This is a genomic window from Lysobacter sp. DMC104, from assembly GCF_056313665.1.
On record NZ_JBQUZW010000004.1, the window covers coordinates 201,449 to 217,887 of the forward strand.

Consider the following 16,439-nt stretch of genomic DNA (forward strand, 5'->3'; position numbering starts at 1 on the left):
GCGGGCATGCGATCGCCGATGACCCTGAAGGGTTCGCAGCGGCTGCGCGGCGAACTGGAACAGCTGAAATCGGTGCAGAGGCCGGCGGTGATCGCCGCGATCGCCGAGGCCCGTGCCCACGGCGATCTGAAGGAAAACGCCGAGTACCATGCCGCGCGCGAGCAGCAGAGCTTCATCGAGGGGCGCATCAAGCAGCTCGAAGCCGAGCTGTCGCATGCGCAGATCATCGACGTGTCCACGCTGAACGCCGGCAGCCGCGTGGTGTTCGGCGCCACCGTGATGCTGGCGGATGTCGAGAGCGACGAGGAAAAGCGCTACCAGATCGTCGGCGACCTCGAAGCCGACATCAAGCAGGGCCTGATCGCGATCTCCTCGCCGCTGGCGCGTGCGCTGATCGGCAAGCACGAGGGCGACACGGTCGAGATCGACGCGCCCGCCGGCAAGCGCGAGTACGAACTGATCGAAGTCGCCTACGAAGGCTGACGGCCGGCCATGACGCAGGCGGCCTCGACGCATGCCGTGTTCCTGCTGCCGGCCTGGTCCGGTTTCGGCAAGCAATCGCTGGCCGATGCCGTCGCCGCGCGCCTCGGGCGGGCCGACGTATTGCCTCCCGGCGAACCCGGCCCCGACGCGCAGCGCCTGCGTCACTGCGTGCCGACGCCGGCACGCTGGTCGCCGGCCGCACTCACCCGCCAGATCGACGCCGGCGATGCCGCCGGCGCGACCTGGCTGCGCCTCGATCCCGCGCACGTCCGCGCCGACATCAACGGCGCGCGCCTGCTCGGCGTCGGTGCTCGCCTCGGGCTGTCGCGCGAGGATGCGGACGCGTTGCTGCCGGCACTGAAGCCGATCTTCGGCGACAGCGGTTTCGCGCTGGACGCGCCCGCGCACGATCGCTGGTACCTGCGCCTCGCACGCGAGGCGACGCTGCCGCGCTTCAGCGATCCCGACGCGGCGCTGGGCGAGGACCTGTTCGATCACCAGCCCGAAGGCGACGACGCGCGGCGCTGGCGCACGCTGCTCAGCGAAGCGCAGATCGTGCTGCACAACCACCCGTGGAATGTGACCCGCGCCGAACGCGGACTGGTGTCGATCAACGCGCTCTGGGCCTGGGGCGGCGGCACGCTGCCGACGCAGTGCACGTGCGCCGCGACGCGCCTGCACAGCGACGACGAAGCGCTGCGCGCCTTCGCCGCCTGCGCCGGACGGATCGCGACGACGCTGCCCGCCGGTTTCGCGGCCGATCCCGACGCGCTGTCGCTGTTCGACCTGCGCCGCGTGCGCGATCTCGCGGCGTTACAGCGCGACTGGCTGGTGCCGGCGTTCGCCGCGCTCGACACCCGCAAGCTCGCTGCCCTCGATCTCGATGCCGCCGACGGCATGCGCCTGCACCTGACGCGCGGCCAGCGCTGGCGCGTCTGGCGTCGCGCGTGGACGTCGCCGTCCGCCGCCGGCAACGCCGCGTGAGGCCGTTCCCGAACGCCGTCCGGCCGCAAGCCGCGGCCGGCCCGTCGCGCGGTGGCGCCTGATGCCGGAACCCGTCCGCATCGTCGACCGGCCCGTGTCGCAGGCCGTGAAACAGGCCGCGCTGTCCGCCGGCTACACGCCGTTGCAGGCGCAGGTCATCGCCGGTCGGCTCGGCGATGCGGACGCCGACCGCGTGTCGCTGCTGGTCCGGCCCGCGCTCGCGGCGCTCGACGCGCCCGATCGCCTGCCCGACATCGACGTCGCCGCCGACGCCGTGGCCCGCGCCGTGATCGACGGCCTGCCGTTCGTCCTGCTGTCGGATTTCGACTGCGACGGTGCCTCCGCGCACGCGGTGCTGCGCATCGCGCTGCGCGACCACTTCGGCGTGCCCGAGGCGCGCATCCACGGCTACATCGGCCATCGCCTGCGCGAAGGCTATGGCGTTTCGGAGAGCGTGACCCGGCGCATTCTCGACTCGGCGCCGCGGCCCGCGCTGGTCATCACCGCCGACCAGGGCAGTTCGGACCACGCGCGCATCGCGCTGCTGCGCGAGCACGGGCTCGAGACCATCGTCACCGACCACCACGGCATCCCCGGCGAAGGCCCGCCCGCCGCGGCGCTGGCCTGCATCAACCCGATGCGCGAGGACTCGGCGTTCGCCGATCCGCACATCGCCGGCGTGCACGTGGCCTGGCTGCTGTGCTGCGCGGTGCGGCAACGGCTGGTCGAGATGGGCCATCTGCCGTCGAACGCGCCGCGTCTCGGCGGGCTGCTCGATCTCGTCGCGCTGGGCACCATGGCCGACTGCGTGGACCTGGCGCGGTCGCAGAACAACCGCGCCGTGCTGCTGCGCGGGCTCGCGCTGATGAACGCGCCCGATGCGCGCCCGGTCTGGCGCGCCCTGCATCGCGTCGCGAAGTGCAGCGGGCCGATCACTGCGGCGACGCTGGGCTTCAGCTTCGGGCCGATCATCAACGCCCGCGGCCGGCTCGACTGTGCGCTGGGCGCGGTGGATCTGCTGATGTGCACGGACGAGGCCGAGGCCGTGCGGCTGGCGCAGGCGCTCGTCGAGCACAACGCCGAGCGAAAGCGGGTGCAGTCGAGCATGCTGCGGCGCGCGACGCCGATGGCGGAAGCGCAGGCCGCCGCGGGCGCCGTGGCACTGACCGTGTTCGATCCGGAAGGCCATCCCGGCGTGCACGGCGTCTGCGCGGCGCGCCTGGTCGAGGCCTTCGGACGCCCGGTGGCGTATTTCTCCCCGCGGCAGGAGGGCGATGCGCTGACGGCGTCGCTGCGTACGGTGCCGGGGTTCCACGTCCGCGATGCGCTCGCGGAGATCGCGGCGGCGCATCCGGAGGACTTCATCGCCTGGGGCGGACATGCCGGCGCCGGCGGCGTCACCCTGCACCGCGAAGGGCTGGCGCGCTTTTCTGCGGCGTTCGATCGGGTGGCGAAACGTACCCTGGCCGACGCGACGCCGGGTCCGCGCGTCCTCACCGACGGCGTGCTGACGGCGCTGCCCGACCTCGCATTGATCGACGAACTGGCGGCGCTGGAACCCTTCGGTCGGCAGTGGGAATCGCCGGTGTTCCGCGGCGATGGCCGCGTGCTCGACCTGCGCACCGTCGGCGACGGCACGCATCTGAAACTCACGGTCGGCATGGCGTCGCACCGGTTCGAGGCCATCTGGTTCGGTGCCGTCCGCGACGGCGTGCGGCCGGTGGAGATCGGGCAGCAGGTGCGCATGGCCTTCGAGCTGGACGCCAACACCTTCCGCGACGAAACCCGGCTGCAGCTGCGCGTCCGCCACGCCGTCGCCATCGCCTGACGGTCACTTCGGCCGGGCGTCGGACGGATCGCGCTGCGGCGCGGTTACGATGCATCGTCTTCGACCCCGTTCGCGGCGACCGCCCGTTGAACGGTCATCGCCCCAGGGGAACCCCGCATGTCCCGCAGTCTCGCCGGCTCCGCCGCTCTCACCCTCGCTGCCGGGCTGCTGCTCGGCCAGAGCCTCGCCACGCCCGCCGGCGCGCAGCAGCGCACCGCGCCCGAACCGCGCCCCGAACCCGCGCTCGTCGCGCCGCCGCTGATCGTCGCCCCCGGCGCGAAGGTGCCGGTCGCCCTGCGCAGCGCGTCGGTGCAGGTCGAGACCGATGGCGGCCTCGCGCGCACTACCGTGCTGCTGACGCTGTTCAATCCCAACGATCGCCTGCTCGAAGGCAACCTGAGCTTCCCGCTGCAGCCCGGCCAGCAGGTCAGCGGTTTCGCGCTGGACGTCGCTGGCGCGCTGCGCGAGGCGGTGCCGGTGCCCAAGCCCAAGGCGCAGCAGGTGTTCGAGAGCGTGGAGCGGCGCAACGTCGATCCGGGCCTGCTCGAACAGACCGCCGGCAACCAGTTCCGGCTGCGCGTGTATCCGATCCCGGCGCACGGCACGCGCCAGGTGCGGCTGACCATCGACGAGGCGCTGCGTCGCGATGGTGATGCCTGGCGCATCGACGTCCCGGTGCAGTTGCTCGACCAGGCCGACGGCGCGTCGCTGGCGATCCGCGCCCGCGGGCCGCGCACGGCGCCGGCGCAGGTCGGCAATTTCGATGCGCTGAAGTTCGAGCGTGCCCGCGGCGGCTGGACCGCGAAGTACGACGTGCTGCGCGAGCACGTGGACTGCGTCGATTGCCTGTCGCGGATGCGTCGGCTCGGCCTGCGCCTGCCGGTGGCGGCGGAGGCCGGTGCGGTGGTGCAGGCGTACGACGGCGAGCGCTTCGCGCTGGTCGATGTGCCGGTGGCGCTGGAACACGGCCGCCTGCGCAAGTTGCCGACCTCGGTCGGCCTGCTGTGGGACGCGTCGGCGTCGGCGCGCAATCGCGATCGCCAAGGCGAGTTCGCGCTGCTCGATCGCTACTTCAAGGCGATGGGCGACGGCAGTGTGCGCCTGCGCTTCCTGCGCGACGTGGGCGAGGACGGCGGCCGTTTCGAGATCCGCGGCGGCGACTGGAGCGCGCTGCGCAAGGCGCTCGAAGCCGCGGTGTACGACGGCGCCAGCGATCTGGCCGACTGGACGCCGGAAGCGGGCATCGGCGAATACCTGCTGGTCAGCGACGGCCTGCGCAATTACGGCCACAAGGGGTTCCCGGGGCTGCGCGAAGGCCAGGCGCTGTATGCGCTCGATTCCGCCGGTGCCAAGGGCGACGCCGTGCGCCTGTCGGCGCTGGCCGAGGCCCGCGGCGGGCGGCTGGTGCAGTGGCAGGGCCGCGACGGTCTCGACGCCGCCACCGCCGCGTTGCTCGACGACGGTGCCCGCATCATCGCGCTGGAAGGCGACGGCATCGACGACCTGAAGCCGCAGGCGTGGCGCATCGACGGTGGCGTCGTGCGCGTGGCCGGGCGCATGACCGAGCGCGACGCGACCGTGCGCGTGCGCCTGCGCACCGGCGGCGAGACCCGCACCGTCGAAGTGCGCGTGCCGGCCGACGCGCCGGAGAGCGACCTCGCGGCGACGCTGTGGGCGTCGTGGCAGGTCGCGGCGGACATGGCCGAGCCGGAACTGCGCCGGGCGTCGATCACGCGCCTCGGCCAGCGTTTCGGGCTGGTGACGCCGGGCACCTCGCTGCTGGTGCTGGAGAACGCCGCCGACTACGTGCGCTACGACATTCCCGCGCCGGCCGCGCTCCATGATGAGGTCGCCGCGCTGCGCCGCACGCAGGCGACCGAGCAGGCGCAGTCGCGCAGCCAGCGCCTCGACGACGTGGCGGCTCGCTTCGCCGATCGCCTGACATGGTGGAAGCGCGATTTCCCGAAGGGCGCGCCGCCGAAACCGAAGGCGGACGACAAGGTCGCCATGGCGATGGCCGCGGGTGCGCCGCCGCCGCCCCCGCCGGCCCCGGCGATGAGTGCACCCGCTCCTGAGGAGGCCGCGCGCCAGCGCAGCGACGACTTCCAGACCCGCGAGCTGCCTGCGGGCCGCGCGGCCAATCTTGAGGCTGCCGCGGACGCCGTCGCGGCTCCGGGACTTGCCCGCAAGGCGGATGGCGACGACGGCCATGCCGGCGAAGGCGTCTCGATCCAGCTCCAGACGTGGGCGCCGGATTCGCCGTATGCCCACCGCCTGCGCGAAGCCAAGCCGGAGGATCTGTACGCGATCTACCTCGACGAGCGCGACAGCCACGCATCGAGCACCGCGTTCTATCTCGACGTCGCCGATCTGCTGCTGAAGGCGGGCCGTCGCGCCGAGGCGCTGCGCGTGCTGTCCAACCTCGCCGAACTCGATCTCGAAAACCGCCACGTGCTGCGCGTGCTGGGCTACCGGCTGATGCAGGCGAAGGACTTCGACCACGCGGTCGACGTGCTGCGCGAGGTGCTGCGCCTCGCCGACGAGGAACCGCAGAGCCATCGCGACCTCGGCCTGGCGCTGGCCGCGGCCGGCGATCGCCAGGAAGGCATCCGCCATCTGTACGACGTCGCCGCGCGGCCGTGGGACGGCCGCTTCTCCGAAGTGGAGCTGGTCGCGCTGAACGAGATGAACGGCATCATCGCCACCAGCCCGACGCCGCTGGACACGGCGTTCATCGATCCGCGCCTGCTGAAGAACATGCCGCTGGACCTGCGCGTGGTGCTGGCCTGGGACAGCGACAACAGCGACATGGACCTGTGGGTGACCGACCCGAACGGCGAGAAGTGCTACTACGGCAACCGCAACACGTACCAGGGCGGCCTGCTCAGCGACGACTTCACCGGTGGCTACGGCCCCGAGGAATTCGTGCTGAAGAACGCCAAGCCGGGCAAGTACAAGGTCGAAGCCAACTTCTTCGGTGACCGCCAGCAGATCGTGACCGGCGCGACTACGCTCAACCTCGTCTTCAGCACCGGCTGGGGCACGTCGCGGCAGAAGAACGAAGCGGTGACCCTGCGCCTGAGCGGGCAGAGCGAGACCGTGCTGGTGGGCGAGTTCACGGTGAAGTGACGCGATGCCCGATGGCGCGCCCGGCGATGCGGGCGCGCCATCGTGTCGTCAGGCCGTGTCGGCGGCCGGTATCGCGACCGCACCACGTCCGGCGACGGTCTTCGGTTTCGGCCCCAGCCCGAACAGTGGCCGCAGCCAGCGCACGCGGCGGATCGCTTCGAAGCCGAGGAAGCACAGCGCGAAGGTCGCCAGCACCAGCAGCGGGTCTTCGACGGCGGGCCGCAGCCCGAGCGGCTGGACGTCGTGGGCCAGCACGACGATGACGGTCTGGTGGAGGATGTAGACCGGGAACACCGCCTCGCGCAGGTAGCGCAGCGCCGGCGTTTCGCGCACCACGGCGCCGCGGGCGAAGCCGAGGATCGCGGCGATCGCGGTCCACTGGAACAGGGCCCAGACCACGCGCTGCATGGCCCGCAGCAGCCACGGCGGTTCGTGGCCGGCGTCGTCGGAATAGCCGCTGCCGTGGAAGTACCAGACGATGAAGGCATACCCGGCCGCCGCCAGCGCCAGCGCGATCCAGCGCTGGCGGTGCAGGGCGTCCCACACGGCATCACGCCGCGCGATCACGATCCCCAGCAGGAACAGCGGCAGGTACTGGGCGTGGTTGTACCAGTCGTCGACCAGCGCATGGGTCTGCTCGAACCGCCCGACCAGCACCAGACGGGCGAGGGCGAGCAGCAGCGCGGGCCACAGCAGCAGCCCGACGCCGACCAGATGGCGTTCGCACCAGTCCCCCGCGGCCTCGATCGCGCGCGGGAGCCCGCGCAGCCCGATCCAGGCGACCAGCGTGTAGATCCACAGGTAGGCGACGAACCACAGGTGGTTCCAGGTCGGGACGTCGAGGCAGTCGCCTTCGCGGCAGAAGTTCGGGTCGGCCTGCAGGTAGCGCCCCCAGAACGCCAGGTAGCCGTCGTGGTAGCCGCCCGGCAACTGCTCCACGACCTCGTAATAGCTCTGCGGGGTGACGATGACCAGCATCCCGAACACCAGCGGGACCAGCAGCCGCCACGAGCGCGCGCCGAGGAACCCCTTGCCCGCCACCTCGCTCTTCGCGAACAGGAACGCGGTGGCGGTGCCCGACACCAGGAACAGCAGCGACAGCCGCCACGGCGAACTGATCAGCATGAAGGGCTCCAGCGCCTCGCTGGCGTAGGGACTCTTCACGTGCCAGTCCCAGGTCACGTAGTACATGCCGGTGTGGTACAGCACCAGCAGGAAGAAGGCGGCCACCCGGACCCAGTCCAGATCGTGTCGGCGTTGCATCGTCGTCTCTCCTCGGAAGTCGATGCAGTCTTGCTGCGGCGGCCACGACCGCCAGCGTCAAGTGCTTGATCGCGATGGAAAAGGGACGAGCCGCGGGGCAGTAGGGACGGGTCGGGGATCGGATCGACCGAGCGGCCCCTAGAATGCGCCGATGCCCGCAAACGATGTTTCCACCCCCAGCCCCGGGACGCTGCCCGGCCCCGCATGGTTCTGGCGGTGGCGGCGACCGATCGAGGTCGCGTTCTGGATCGTGATGACGGTGACCAACGCCGTCGCCAACACCATCACCGTGCTGATGGACATCCGTCGCGTCGGGCTGGATTTCGCGGATTGGGAACCGGCGGTCTGGGAGTGGTCCAGCGGCGTGATGGTGCTGGTCCTCGCGCCCGCCGTGGTGGCCTGGACCCGCCGCGTGCCCTTGCTGTGGGACGCGCTGGGCCGGCGGATCGGGCTGCACCTGCTGGGCAGCGTGGTGTTCTCGCTGGTCCATGTGGTCGGCATGGTCGCGCTGCGCAAGGTGGCGTATGCCGCCCTTGGCGAACACTACGACTTCGGCGACTGGCCGCGCGAGCTGGCCTACGAGTACCTCAAGGACCTGCGCGGCTACCTGATGCTGGTCGCGCTGATCGAAGCCTATCGCTTCATGATCCGCCGCCTGCAGGGCGAGGCCACGCTGCTGGGGCCGCCCGACGAAGGCGAACCTGTGGAGCCGGTCGACCGCCCGGAACGCTTCCTCGTCCGCAAGCTGGGTCGGGATTTCCTCATCGCCGCCGAGGACATCGAATGGCTGCAGGCCGCCGGCAACTACGTCAACCTGCGGGTCCGCGGCCACGACTATCCGCTGCGCAGCACTATCGCCGGGATCGAGGCGCGGCTCGACGCCGGCCGGTTCCAGCGGGTGCATCGCAGCTACATCGTCAACCTCGACCGGATCACCTCGCTGGAGCCGCTGGACAGCGGCGATGCCAGGATCCACCTGCAGGACGGCGCCGTCGTGCCGTGCAGCCGCACCTACCGCGACGCCCTGCGTGCCCGCGTGGCGGCCTGAGCGGCCGGGGCGCGGTTCCGTGCGCGTGGCGGCGGCCGGGGCTGCTAGAATCCCGGGTCTTTGCTGCAAGCGCACATCGCCATGATCGAACTCAACCCGATCCGCCAGCGCATCGCCGACCTCACCGGTCGGCTCGATGCGCTGAGGGGGTATCTTTGACTACGACGCCAAGGTCGAGCGTCTGGAAGAAGTCAACCGCGAACTGGAAAGCCCCGACGTCTGGAACGACGCCGAACGCGCGCAGGCCTTGGGCCGCGAGCGCTCGATGCTCGACAAGACCGTCAACGGCATCCGCGACCTGAAGGACGGCCTCGTCGGGGCGGGCGAACTGCTCGAACTGGTCGAGATGGAAGAGGACGACGATACCGCGCTCGCCATCCAGGCCGACGTCGAGCGCTATGCCCGCGGTGTCGAGCAACTGGAATTCCAGCGCATGTTCTCCGGCAAGATGGACGCCTCCAACGCGTTCGTCGACATCCAGGCCGGCGCCGGCGGCACCGAGGCCCAGGATTGGGCGGAAATGCTGCTGCGCATGTACCTGCGCTGGGCCGAATCGCGCGGCTGGAAGGCCGAGCTGATGGAAGTCAGCGGCGGCGACGTCGCCGGCATCAAGTCGGCCACGTTCCGGGTCGAGGGCGACTACGCCTACGGCTGGCTCAAGACCGAGATCGGCGTGCACCGGCTGGTGCGCAAGTCGCCGTTCGACTCCGACAACCGCCGCCACACCTCGTTCACCTCGGTGTTCGTGGCGCCGGAAGTCGACGACGACATCGAGATCGACATCAATCCGGCGGACCTGAAGACCGACGTGTACCGGTCGTCCGGTGCGGGCGGCCAGCACGTGAACAAGACCGAGTCCGCGGTGCGCATCACGCATGTGCCCAGCGGCGTGGTCGTGGCCTGCCAGACCGAGCGCAGCCAGCACGCCAACCGCGATCGTGCGATGAAGATGCTGAAGGCCAAGCTGTACGAGATCGAGGTGCAGAAACGCAACGCCGAGAAGGACGCGCTGGAAGCGACCAAGGCCGACATCGGATGGGGCAGCCAGATCCGCAACTACGTGCTCGACCAGAGCCGCATCAAGGACCTGCGCACCGGCGTGGAACGCAGCGACACCCAGAAGGTGCTCGACGGCGACCTCGACGAATTCCTCGAAGCCAGCCTGAAATCCGGGCTGGAGGCCGGCGCCAAACGCAGCGACGCCGTCTGATCGCCCGTTCGATTGCTTTCCGCTTGTTGTTCCTTCCGATCACGTTCCACGACGCCAGCACACGACCATGACCGACGACCAGACCCTGCCGCCCGACGACAACGCCCTCATCGCGGAGCGTCGCGGCAAACTCGCCGCCCTGCGCGGGCAGGGCGTGGCGTTTCCGAACGACTTCGCGCGCCGCGACTACGCCCGCGACCTGCAGGACGCGTACGAGGATGCCGAGCGCTGGACCGGCGAGGCGCTGGAGGCCGAAGGCCGCAGCGTCGCGGTCGCCGGACGCCTGATGGCCAAGCGCGTGATGGGCAAGGCCGCGTTCGCGCAGATCCAGGACATGACCGGCGCCATCCAGTTGTTCCTGCAGTCGAACGCGCTGGGCGAGACCTACGACGCCTTCAAGCACTGGGACGTCGGCGACATCGTGGGCGCCGAAGGCACGCTCATGCGCACGAAGACCGGCGAGCTGTCGGTGAAGGTCGCATCGCTGCGCCTGCTGACCAAGTCGCTGCGTCCGCTGCCGGACAAGTGGCATGGCCTGGCCGACGTCGAACAGCGTTATCGCCAGCGCTACGTCGATCTCATCGTCACGCCGGAATCGCGCGAGGTCTTCCGCAAGCGCTCGCGCATCGTCTCGGCGATTCGCCGCTGGCTGGACGCGCGCCGCTTCCAGGAGGTCGAGACGCCGATGATGCATTACATCGCCGGCGGCGCGACTGCGCGTCCGTTCACCACGCACCACAACGCGCTGGACCTCGACCTGTACCTGCGCGTCGCGCCGGAGCTGTATCTCAAGCGCCTCGTCGTCGGCGGTTTCGAGCGCGTGTACGAGATCAACCGCAACTTCCGCAACGAAGGCGTCAGCACGCGGCACAATCCCGAGTTCACGATGCTCGAACTGTACGAGGCCTACGCCACGTACACCGAGGTGATGGACCTGACCGAAGGACTGATCCGCGATGTGGCCCGCGATGCCGTCGGTATCGACGAGGTGGTCTGGGACGGCAACACCATCGACATCGGCGCGCCGTTCCGCCGCTGGAAGCTGGAAGAGGCGGTGCGCGAGTGCAACCCGGAGATCTCGGTCGCCGATTGCCGCGATCGCGAGGCGCTCGCCGCCCACTGCGCGCGGCTGAAGATCCACGTCAAGCCGGCGTACGGCTGGGGCAAGCTGCTGCTGGAGATCTTCGAGAAGACGGTCGAGGCCGACCTGATCCAGCCGACCTTCATCACCCACTACCCGGTGGAAGTGTCGCCGCTGGCGCGCGAGTCGGACACCGAGCCGGGCATCACCGACCGCTTCGAGTTGTTCATCGGCGGCAAGGAGATGGCGAACGGGTTTTCCGAGCTCAACGACCCCGAGGACCAGGCCGCGCGCTTCCGGGCGCAGGTCGAGGCGAAGGAAGGCGGCGACGACGAGGCCATGCACTACGACGCCGACTACATCCGCGCGCTGGAAGTGGGCCTGCCGCCGACCGGCGGGCTGGGCGTGGGCATCGACCGTCTGGTGATGTTGCTGACCGGCTCGGTGTCGATCCGCGACGTGCTGCTGTTCCCGTACATGCGCCCCGAAAGCTGAGGGCGGGGCGGTCGTTCGGGCGTATCGCACGGCACCGCGATCGGCACGAACGCCCGTCGCGGTTCCGGCACGAAAATCGCGGCGTTGCGCTGGCCGCATGCCCTCGGGCACGCCGTTTCGCTTAAGATGGTGACGAAACGGCAACATGCGAGACAAGGCACGGAAATTGCTTTAAATTTCCGCCCAGGAAGTCATCGCGCCATCCCATCACGACAGAGGCAAGGACGCACGGTATCCGCATGTGGGGCAACTCCGTGAAAATCGTCATCGTCGACGACCAGACGTCCGCGCGCACGATGTTGCGCCACATTCTCGAGGACATCAGCCCCGAGCTTGAGGTGTTCGACTTCGGCGATTCCGAGGAAGCGCTGCGCTGGTCCGAGAACAACCGTCCGGACCTGTTGCTGCTCGATTACCGCATGCCGGTGATCGACGGTCTGGAGTTCGCGCGCCGGTTCCGCCGTTCGCTGGGCAACCGCGACGTGCCGATCGTGCTGGTCACCGTGGTCGGCGACGAACCGATCCGTCAGGCCGCGCTCGACGCCGGCGTCATCGACTTCCTGGTCAAGCCGGTGCGCCCGCGCGAACTGCGCGCCCGTTGCCGCAACCTGCTGCAACTGCGCCAGCAGTCCGAATCGATCAAGCAGCGCGCGCTCTCGCTGGAGCAGCGCCTGCTGTCGAGCATGCACGAGGTCGAGGAGCGCGAGCGCGAGACGCTGTCGCGATTGGCGCGGGCGATCGAATACCGCGACATCGGCACCAGCGCCTATCTCGAACGCATGGCCCACATCGCCGGCCTGATCGCCGAGGGGCTGGGCATGTCGGAGGAAGAGGTCCGGCTGATCGAGCTGGCCGCACCGCTGCACGACATCGGCAAGATCGCGATCCCCGACGATGTGCTGCTCAAGCCCGGTCCGCTGGACGAGCAGCAACTCGGCATCATGCGCCGGCATCCGCAGATCGGCCACGAACTGCTCAGTGGCAGCCAGAACCGTTTCATCCAGGTCGGCGCGCTGATCGCGCTGCGCCATCACGAACGCTTCGACGGCAGCGGCTACCCGGATGGCCTCAGCGGCCAGCAGATTCCGGTCGAGGCGCGCATCGTCGCCGTCGCCGACGTGTTCGATGCGCTGATTTCGCCGCGCCCGTACAAGGCGCCGTGGAGCTTCGACAATGCCCTGGACTTCCTGCAGGAGCAGAGCGGCAAGCTGTTCGATCCGCAGTGCGTGCAGGCGCTGGTCAACAACCGCGCGCGACTGGAAGACATCTGCGAACGCTATTCCACGAGTTCGCCCAGACCTGGAATGCAATAGGTGAACGCCGGCCTGCCTGTCGTCCTCGTAATGCGGGAGACAGGGGCTCCGGCGAAAGGGCGGGCCCGATGCAATGAAGGTGTGTCCGGGACGGCGGCGACACGCGGTGCGCGTCGTCGCTCGCGGACTCAGGCGGCCATGTTCTGCGCGACGAGTTCGCAGATGTCGCCGATCGACGGATTCGGCGGAAGCGCCATGCTCTGGAACGAGAAGCCCAGCTCGTCTTCCAGGTCCAGCATCAGGTCGACAAGGAGAATGGAATCGATGCCGAGATCCTGCTGTCGCGTCTCGGCGGTGACCGAAACGGGATCGGTCCCGAATTTTTCGTGGAGCATGCGGATCAGATGCTCCATGATCCTGTTCTTTTCCACTTCGCGTCTCCTGACCGTTTCCGCTGTCGCTGCGGGCGAGGTTGCGCTTGACGATGCGGGCGACATGGTCGTCGCTTCGCTTTTCCTGCGTAATTTCGCGGGAAAACGTCGGTCATGGTAGCACGTCACGAAGGGTCGCCGCGATGGAAAGCCGCTCTCACAATCCGCACCTGACCGACAGCGTCCGCGCGCAGGCGACGCTGCGGTTGAAGCTGGGTTTCCCGGTCCTGTCGCTGATCGTGACCGCCATCTCGGTGTGGGGCACGTCGTCGCCTGCGATCGGCATGCGCGAGGTCGTCGGGCTTTCGATCATCTACACCCTGTACAACCTGACAGCGTGGTACATGGCGCGCTACCAGCGCCTGCTGCCAGTGCGGGACCAGGTGCTGTTCACCGCGATCTTCGATCCGATCATGCTGTCGGCCTGGCTGTTCCTGATGGGCCGGGCGTCGATCCTCTTCACCAGCTTCTATCTGTTCACGATCCTCGGCTTCGGTTTCCGGATCGGCATCCTGCCGATGCGCATCTGCCAGGCCGTCGCGATCGCGGGCTTCGGCCTGGTCGCGGTGTATTCGCCGATCTGGCAAGGCGAGACGATGGCGGCGGTGTCGCACACCGTCGTGCTGCTGATCGTGCCGCTGTATGCATCGACGCTGATCCGCAACCTGCACGCGGCGAGGAACCACGCCGAAAGCGAGAGCAAGGCGAAGTCGCAGCTGCTGGCCAACGTCAGCCACGAGCTGCGCACGCCGCTCACCGGCATCGTCTCATCGGCACAGCTCATCGCCGCGGAACACCACGATCCCTCGATCCTCGAACGCGTCACCGCGATCCTCGACCTGTCCGCGGCGCTGGACGGCGAGATCAAGCAGCTGCTCGACCTGTCGAAGATCCAGGCGGGCACCGGCCAGAGCGAAATGACCACGTTCAGGCTCGATGCGGTGACGCGCCACCTGCGCATCGCCCTCGAGCCGATCGCGCTGCGCAAGGGCATCGCGCTCGACATCGCCTACGACGGCGCCATTTCCGCGCCGATCCTCGGTTACGAGCACGAACTCACCAGCGTGCTCATGAACCTGGCCGGCAATGCGGTGAAGTTCACCGACAAGGGGCGCGTCAGCGTCAGCGTGTCGCTGATCCACGATCGCGCCAGCGAGTACGTGGTCAGCTTCCGCGTGTCCGACACCGGCATCGGCATTCCGCAGGAACACCTGGACAAGATCTTCGAGCCGTTCTACCAGGTCGAGACCGGGTCCAAGCGCAAGTACGGCGGCACCGGCCTGGGCACCTCGATCGCCTACGAACACGTGCGCCGCATGGGCGGCAACCTGCAGGTCGACAGCCGCGCGGGCGAGGGCACCGTGTTCTGGTTCGAGCTGCGGCTGAAGAAGTCGCCGCACGAAATGGCCGCGGCCCCGGAGCCGTCGCGCGACATGCCCGGACCGGTCTCGCGGCGCCGCATCCTCATCGCCGACGACCATCCGGTCAACCTGCGACTGCTGCAGGAGATGCTGATCAAGGACGGCCATGACGTCGAGGCCGTGCATTCGGGTGTCGAAGCGCTCGAGTGCCTGGCGGCGAACGAGTACGACGCCATCTTCCTCGACTTCAACATGACCGACATGGACGGTGCGCAGGTCTTCCAGATCTATCGCTTCGGCAAGGTGAAGACCGCGCCCACGTTCTTCATCACCGCCGACACGTCCGAGACCACGCAGCGCAAGCTGCTGGCGGTCGGCGCGGGCGGGGTGATCCACAAGCCGATCACCTTCCACAAGCTGCGCACGGCGCTGGTGGCGGACCCGGCCGATTATCCGCTGACGATCGGCGACGACGAGTCGGCGACGCCGCGGCAGCGGGATGCGCAGCCGGTGCTCGATGTGCGCAGCCAGCTGAAGATCGTGCCGGTCGAGTACATCAGCATGGATGCGATCGAAAATCTCCTGGAGATCAATTCATCGCGCCAGTTCCTCGAAGCGATGCTGGGCGACGCCATTTCCGACATCGACAAGCTGGTCGAACAGCTTGCGCGCAGCGCCGCCGCCGAGGACATCGAGGCGATCCGCCACGAGGCGCATTCGCTCAAGGGCGTGAGCCTGAGCGTGGGCGCCGTGCGCCTGGCCTCGACCGCGGGTCGGCTGATGGGCCTGAGCGCGCAGGAACTGCGGTCCACGCGGCACCAGTGGCTGCGGGAGGCGCAGGAGCTCGCCGCCGAGAGCATCAAGTCGCTCAATGCGATCCTGGAGAACCGCATCGCACTGGATGGCTGACTGTCGCGGCCCGATGTGTGCCGCGCTCATGCCGCCTTGCGATCCGCCGTCTTCGGCTTGCGTCCGCCTTCCTGCATGAGGATCAGCATGTCCAGCGTGCGCAGTTCCTCGGCCGTCAGGCCCATCGCCAGTTCCACCCAGTCGTGCACGATCTGCTCGGCTTCGACGTAGTCGAACGGCGACATGCGGATCCGGCTCTGCTGCACTTTCAGGAACGCCTTCTGCCGCGCGGTGTGGCGGGCGATGTAGGCTTCGGTGGTGCGCTCGCCGGCGCCGGTGGGACAGACTTCGTCGATCACGCCCATGTCCAGCAGTTGCTGCGCGGTGTAGATCTTGTTCTCGGTCATCATCCGTTCCGCACGGATCGCGCCCACGCGGCGTGCCAGCAGTCCCATCGCGCCGGTGCACGGGAACAGGCCGAACATGATTTCCGGGAAACCGAAGGAGCTGTGCTCCTCGGCGATGATGTAGTCGGCGCTCAACGCCATCTCGAAGCCGCCGCCCAGCGCGCGGCCCTGGACCAGCGCGATCGAGGTCATGCGGTCCTTCAGCAGGTTCGACCAGTCGGCCAGCAGGTCGAGGCACTGGCGCGAATAACCCAGCAGCGCGGCCGCGTTGCCTTCGGCGATGCAGGTGCGGAAATGCTTGAGGTCGCCGCCGACGCTGAAGTATTCCGGATCGGAGGACTTCAGCACGAGGTATCCGATGTCGGTGGTGGTCGCACCGACCGGCCATTGCCCGTCGGTGCGGCGCAGGCCGTCGATCACGCTGCGCAGCTCGCCCAGCAGTGCGGGCGTGAAGTTGTGAACGCCACGGTTCGCATCGCGATGGAGGGTCAGCCACAGACTGTCCTTCTTCTGTCGGCGGACTTCGGCGGTGACGCGGCTGTGGGTGTTGGCGGAAGCGAAGTTCATCAGCTGCGAGGTGGCGTTCATGGGATTCTCCGGGTGGCGATCGGTTAAGG

The 16,439-nt window shown here is 68.9% G+C and carries 12 protein-coding genes; 9 read left to right on the forward strand and 3 right to left on the reverse strand.

What is annotated here, in order from left to right; all coding sequences use genetic code 11:
• The first annotated feature begins 6 nt into the window (after window positions 1-6).
• The 4 genes from greA (at window position 7) to ACT53R_RS07805 (ending at window position 6,424) form a co-directional block, all read left to right on the forward strand.
• On the forward strand, window positions 7-483 hold the full coding sequence (gene greA, locus ACT53R_RS07790) for a transcription elongation factor GreA (protein ID WP_476171284.1): 477 nt from the start codon (window positions 7-9) through the stop codon (window positions 481-483).
• Between the two features lie 9 nt (window positions 484-492).
• Entirely contained in the window at window positions 493-1,467 is a 975-nt protein-coding gene (locus tag ACT53R_RS07795) for a phosphoglycerate mutase (RefSeq protein WP_476171285.1), read from the forward strand.
• Window positions 1,468-1,528: 61 nt separating this feature from the next.
• Window positions 1,529-3,295, forward strand: coding sequence for a single-stranded-DNA-specific exonuclease RecJ (locus ACT53R_RS07800; RefSeq protein ID WP_476171286.1), 1,767 nt, complete (start codon window positions 1,529-1,531; stop codon window positions 3,293-3,295).
• A 117-nt stretch (window positions 3,296-3,412) separates the two neighbouring features.
• Window positions 3,413-6,424, forward strand: coding sequence for a VIT domain-containing protein (locus ACT53R_RS07805; RefSeq protein ID WP_476171287.1), 3,012 nt, complete (start codon window positions 3,413-3,415; stop codon window positions 6,422-6,424).
• 48 nt (window positions 6,425-6,472) lie between these two features.
• Here the strand turns inward: ACT53R_RS07805 and ACT53R_RS07810 are convergent, their stop codons facing one another.
• Window positions 6,473-7,687 carry an acyltransferase family protein gene (locus ACT53R_RS07810; protein WP_476171288.1) on the reverse strand — a complete coding sequence of 405 codons (1,215 nt, stop codon included), beginning with the start codon at window positions 7,685-7,687 and terminating at the stop codon, window positions 6,473-6,475.
• A 151-nt stretch (window positions 7,688-7,838) separates the two neighbouring features.
• Here ACT53R_RS07810 and ACT53R_RS07815 point away from each other — a divergent pair, with 151 nt between their 5' ends.
• The 4 genes from ACT53R_RS07815 (at window position 7,839) to ACT53R_RS07830 (ending at window position 12,834) form a co-directional block, all read left to right on the forward strand.
• A complete protein-coding gene (locus ACT53R_RS07815; RefSeq protein WP_476171289.1) occupies window positions 7,839-8,735 on the forward strand; it encodes a LytTR family DNA-binding domain-containing protein in 897 nt (298 codons plus the stop codon).
• 81 nt (window positions 8,736-8,816) lie between these two features.
• A protein-coding gene (gene prfB, locus ACT53R_RS07820) for a peptide chain release factor 2 (protein ID WP_476171290.1) occupies window positions 8,817-9,945 on the forward strand; the annotation gives its coding sequence in 2 pieces (ribosomal slippage) (window positions 8,817-8,891 and window positions 8,893-9,945; 1,128 coding nt in all).
• Window positions 9,946-10,012: 67 nt separating this feature from the next.
• Entirely contained in the window at window positions 10,013-11,521 is a 1,509-nt protein-coding gene (lysS, locus tag ACT53R_RS07825; RefSeq protein WP_476171291.1) for a lysine--tRNA ligase, read from the forward strand.
• A 254-nt stretch (window positions 11,522-11,775) separates the two neighbouring features.
• Entirely contained in the window at window positions 11,776-12,834 is a 1,059-nt protein-coding gene (locus tag ACT53R_RS07830) for an HD-GYP domain-containing protein (protein WP_476171292.1), read from the forward strand.
• 128 nt (window positions 12,835-12,962) lie between these two features.
• On the opposite strand, the gene ACT53R_RS07835 is transcribed toward ACT53R_RS07830, so the two are convergent.
• The gene (locus tag ACT53R_RS07835; protein WP_476171293.1) at window positions 12,963-13,271 is read right to left on the reverse strand and encodes an acyl carrier protein; all 309 of its coding nucleotides are present in this window, start codon (window positions 13,269-13,271) and stop codon (window positions 12,963-12,965) included.
• A gap of 77 nt (window positions 13,272-13,348) precedes the next feature.
• On the opposite strand from ACT53R_RS07835, the gene ACT53R_RS07840 reads away from it, so the two are divergent.
• Window positions 13,349-15,475, forward strand: a complete 2,127-nt coding sequence (locus tag ACT53R_RS07840; RefSeq protein ID WP_476171294.1) for an ATP-binding protein — start codon at window positions 13,349-13,351, stop codon at window positions 15,473-15,475.
• Between the two features lie 26 nt (window positions 15,476-15,501).
• Here ACT53R_RS07840 and ACT53R_RS07845 read toward each other — a convergent pair whose 3' ends face one another.
• Window positions 15,502-16,410 carry a crotonase/enoyl-CoA hydratase family protein gene (locus tag ACT53R_RS07845; protein ID WP_476171295.1) on the reverse strand — a complete coding sequence of 303 codons (909 nt, stop codon included), beginning with the start codon at window positions 16,408-16,410 and terminating at the stop codon, window positions 15,502-15,504.
• Window positions 16,411-16,439 lie beyond the last annotated feature (29 nt).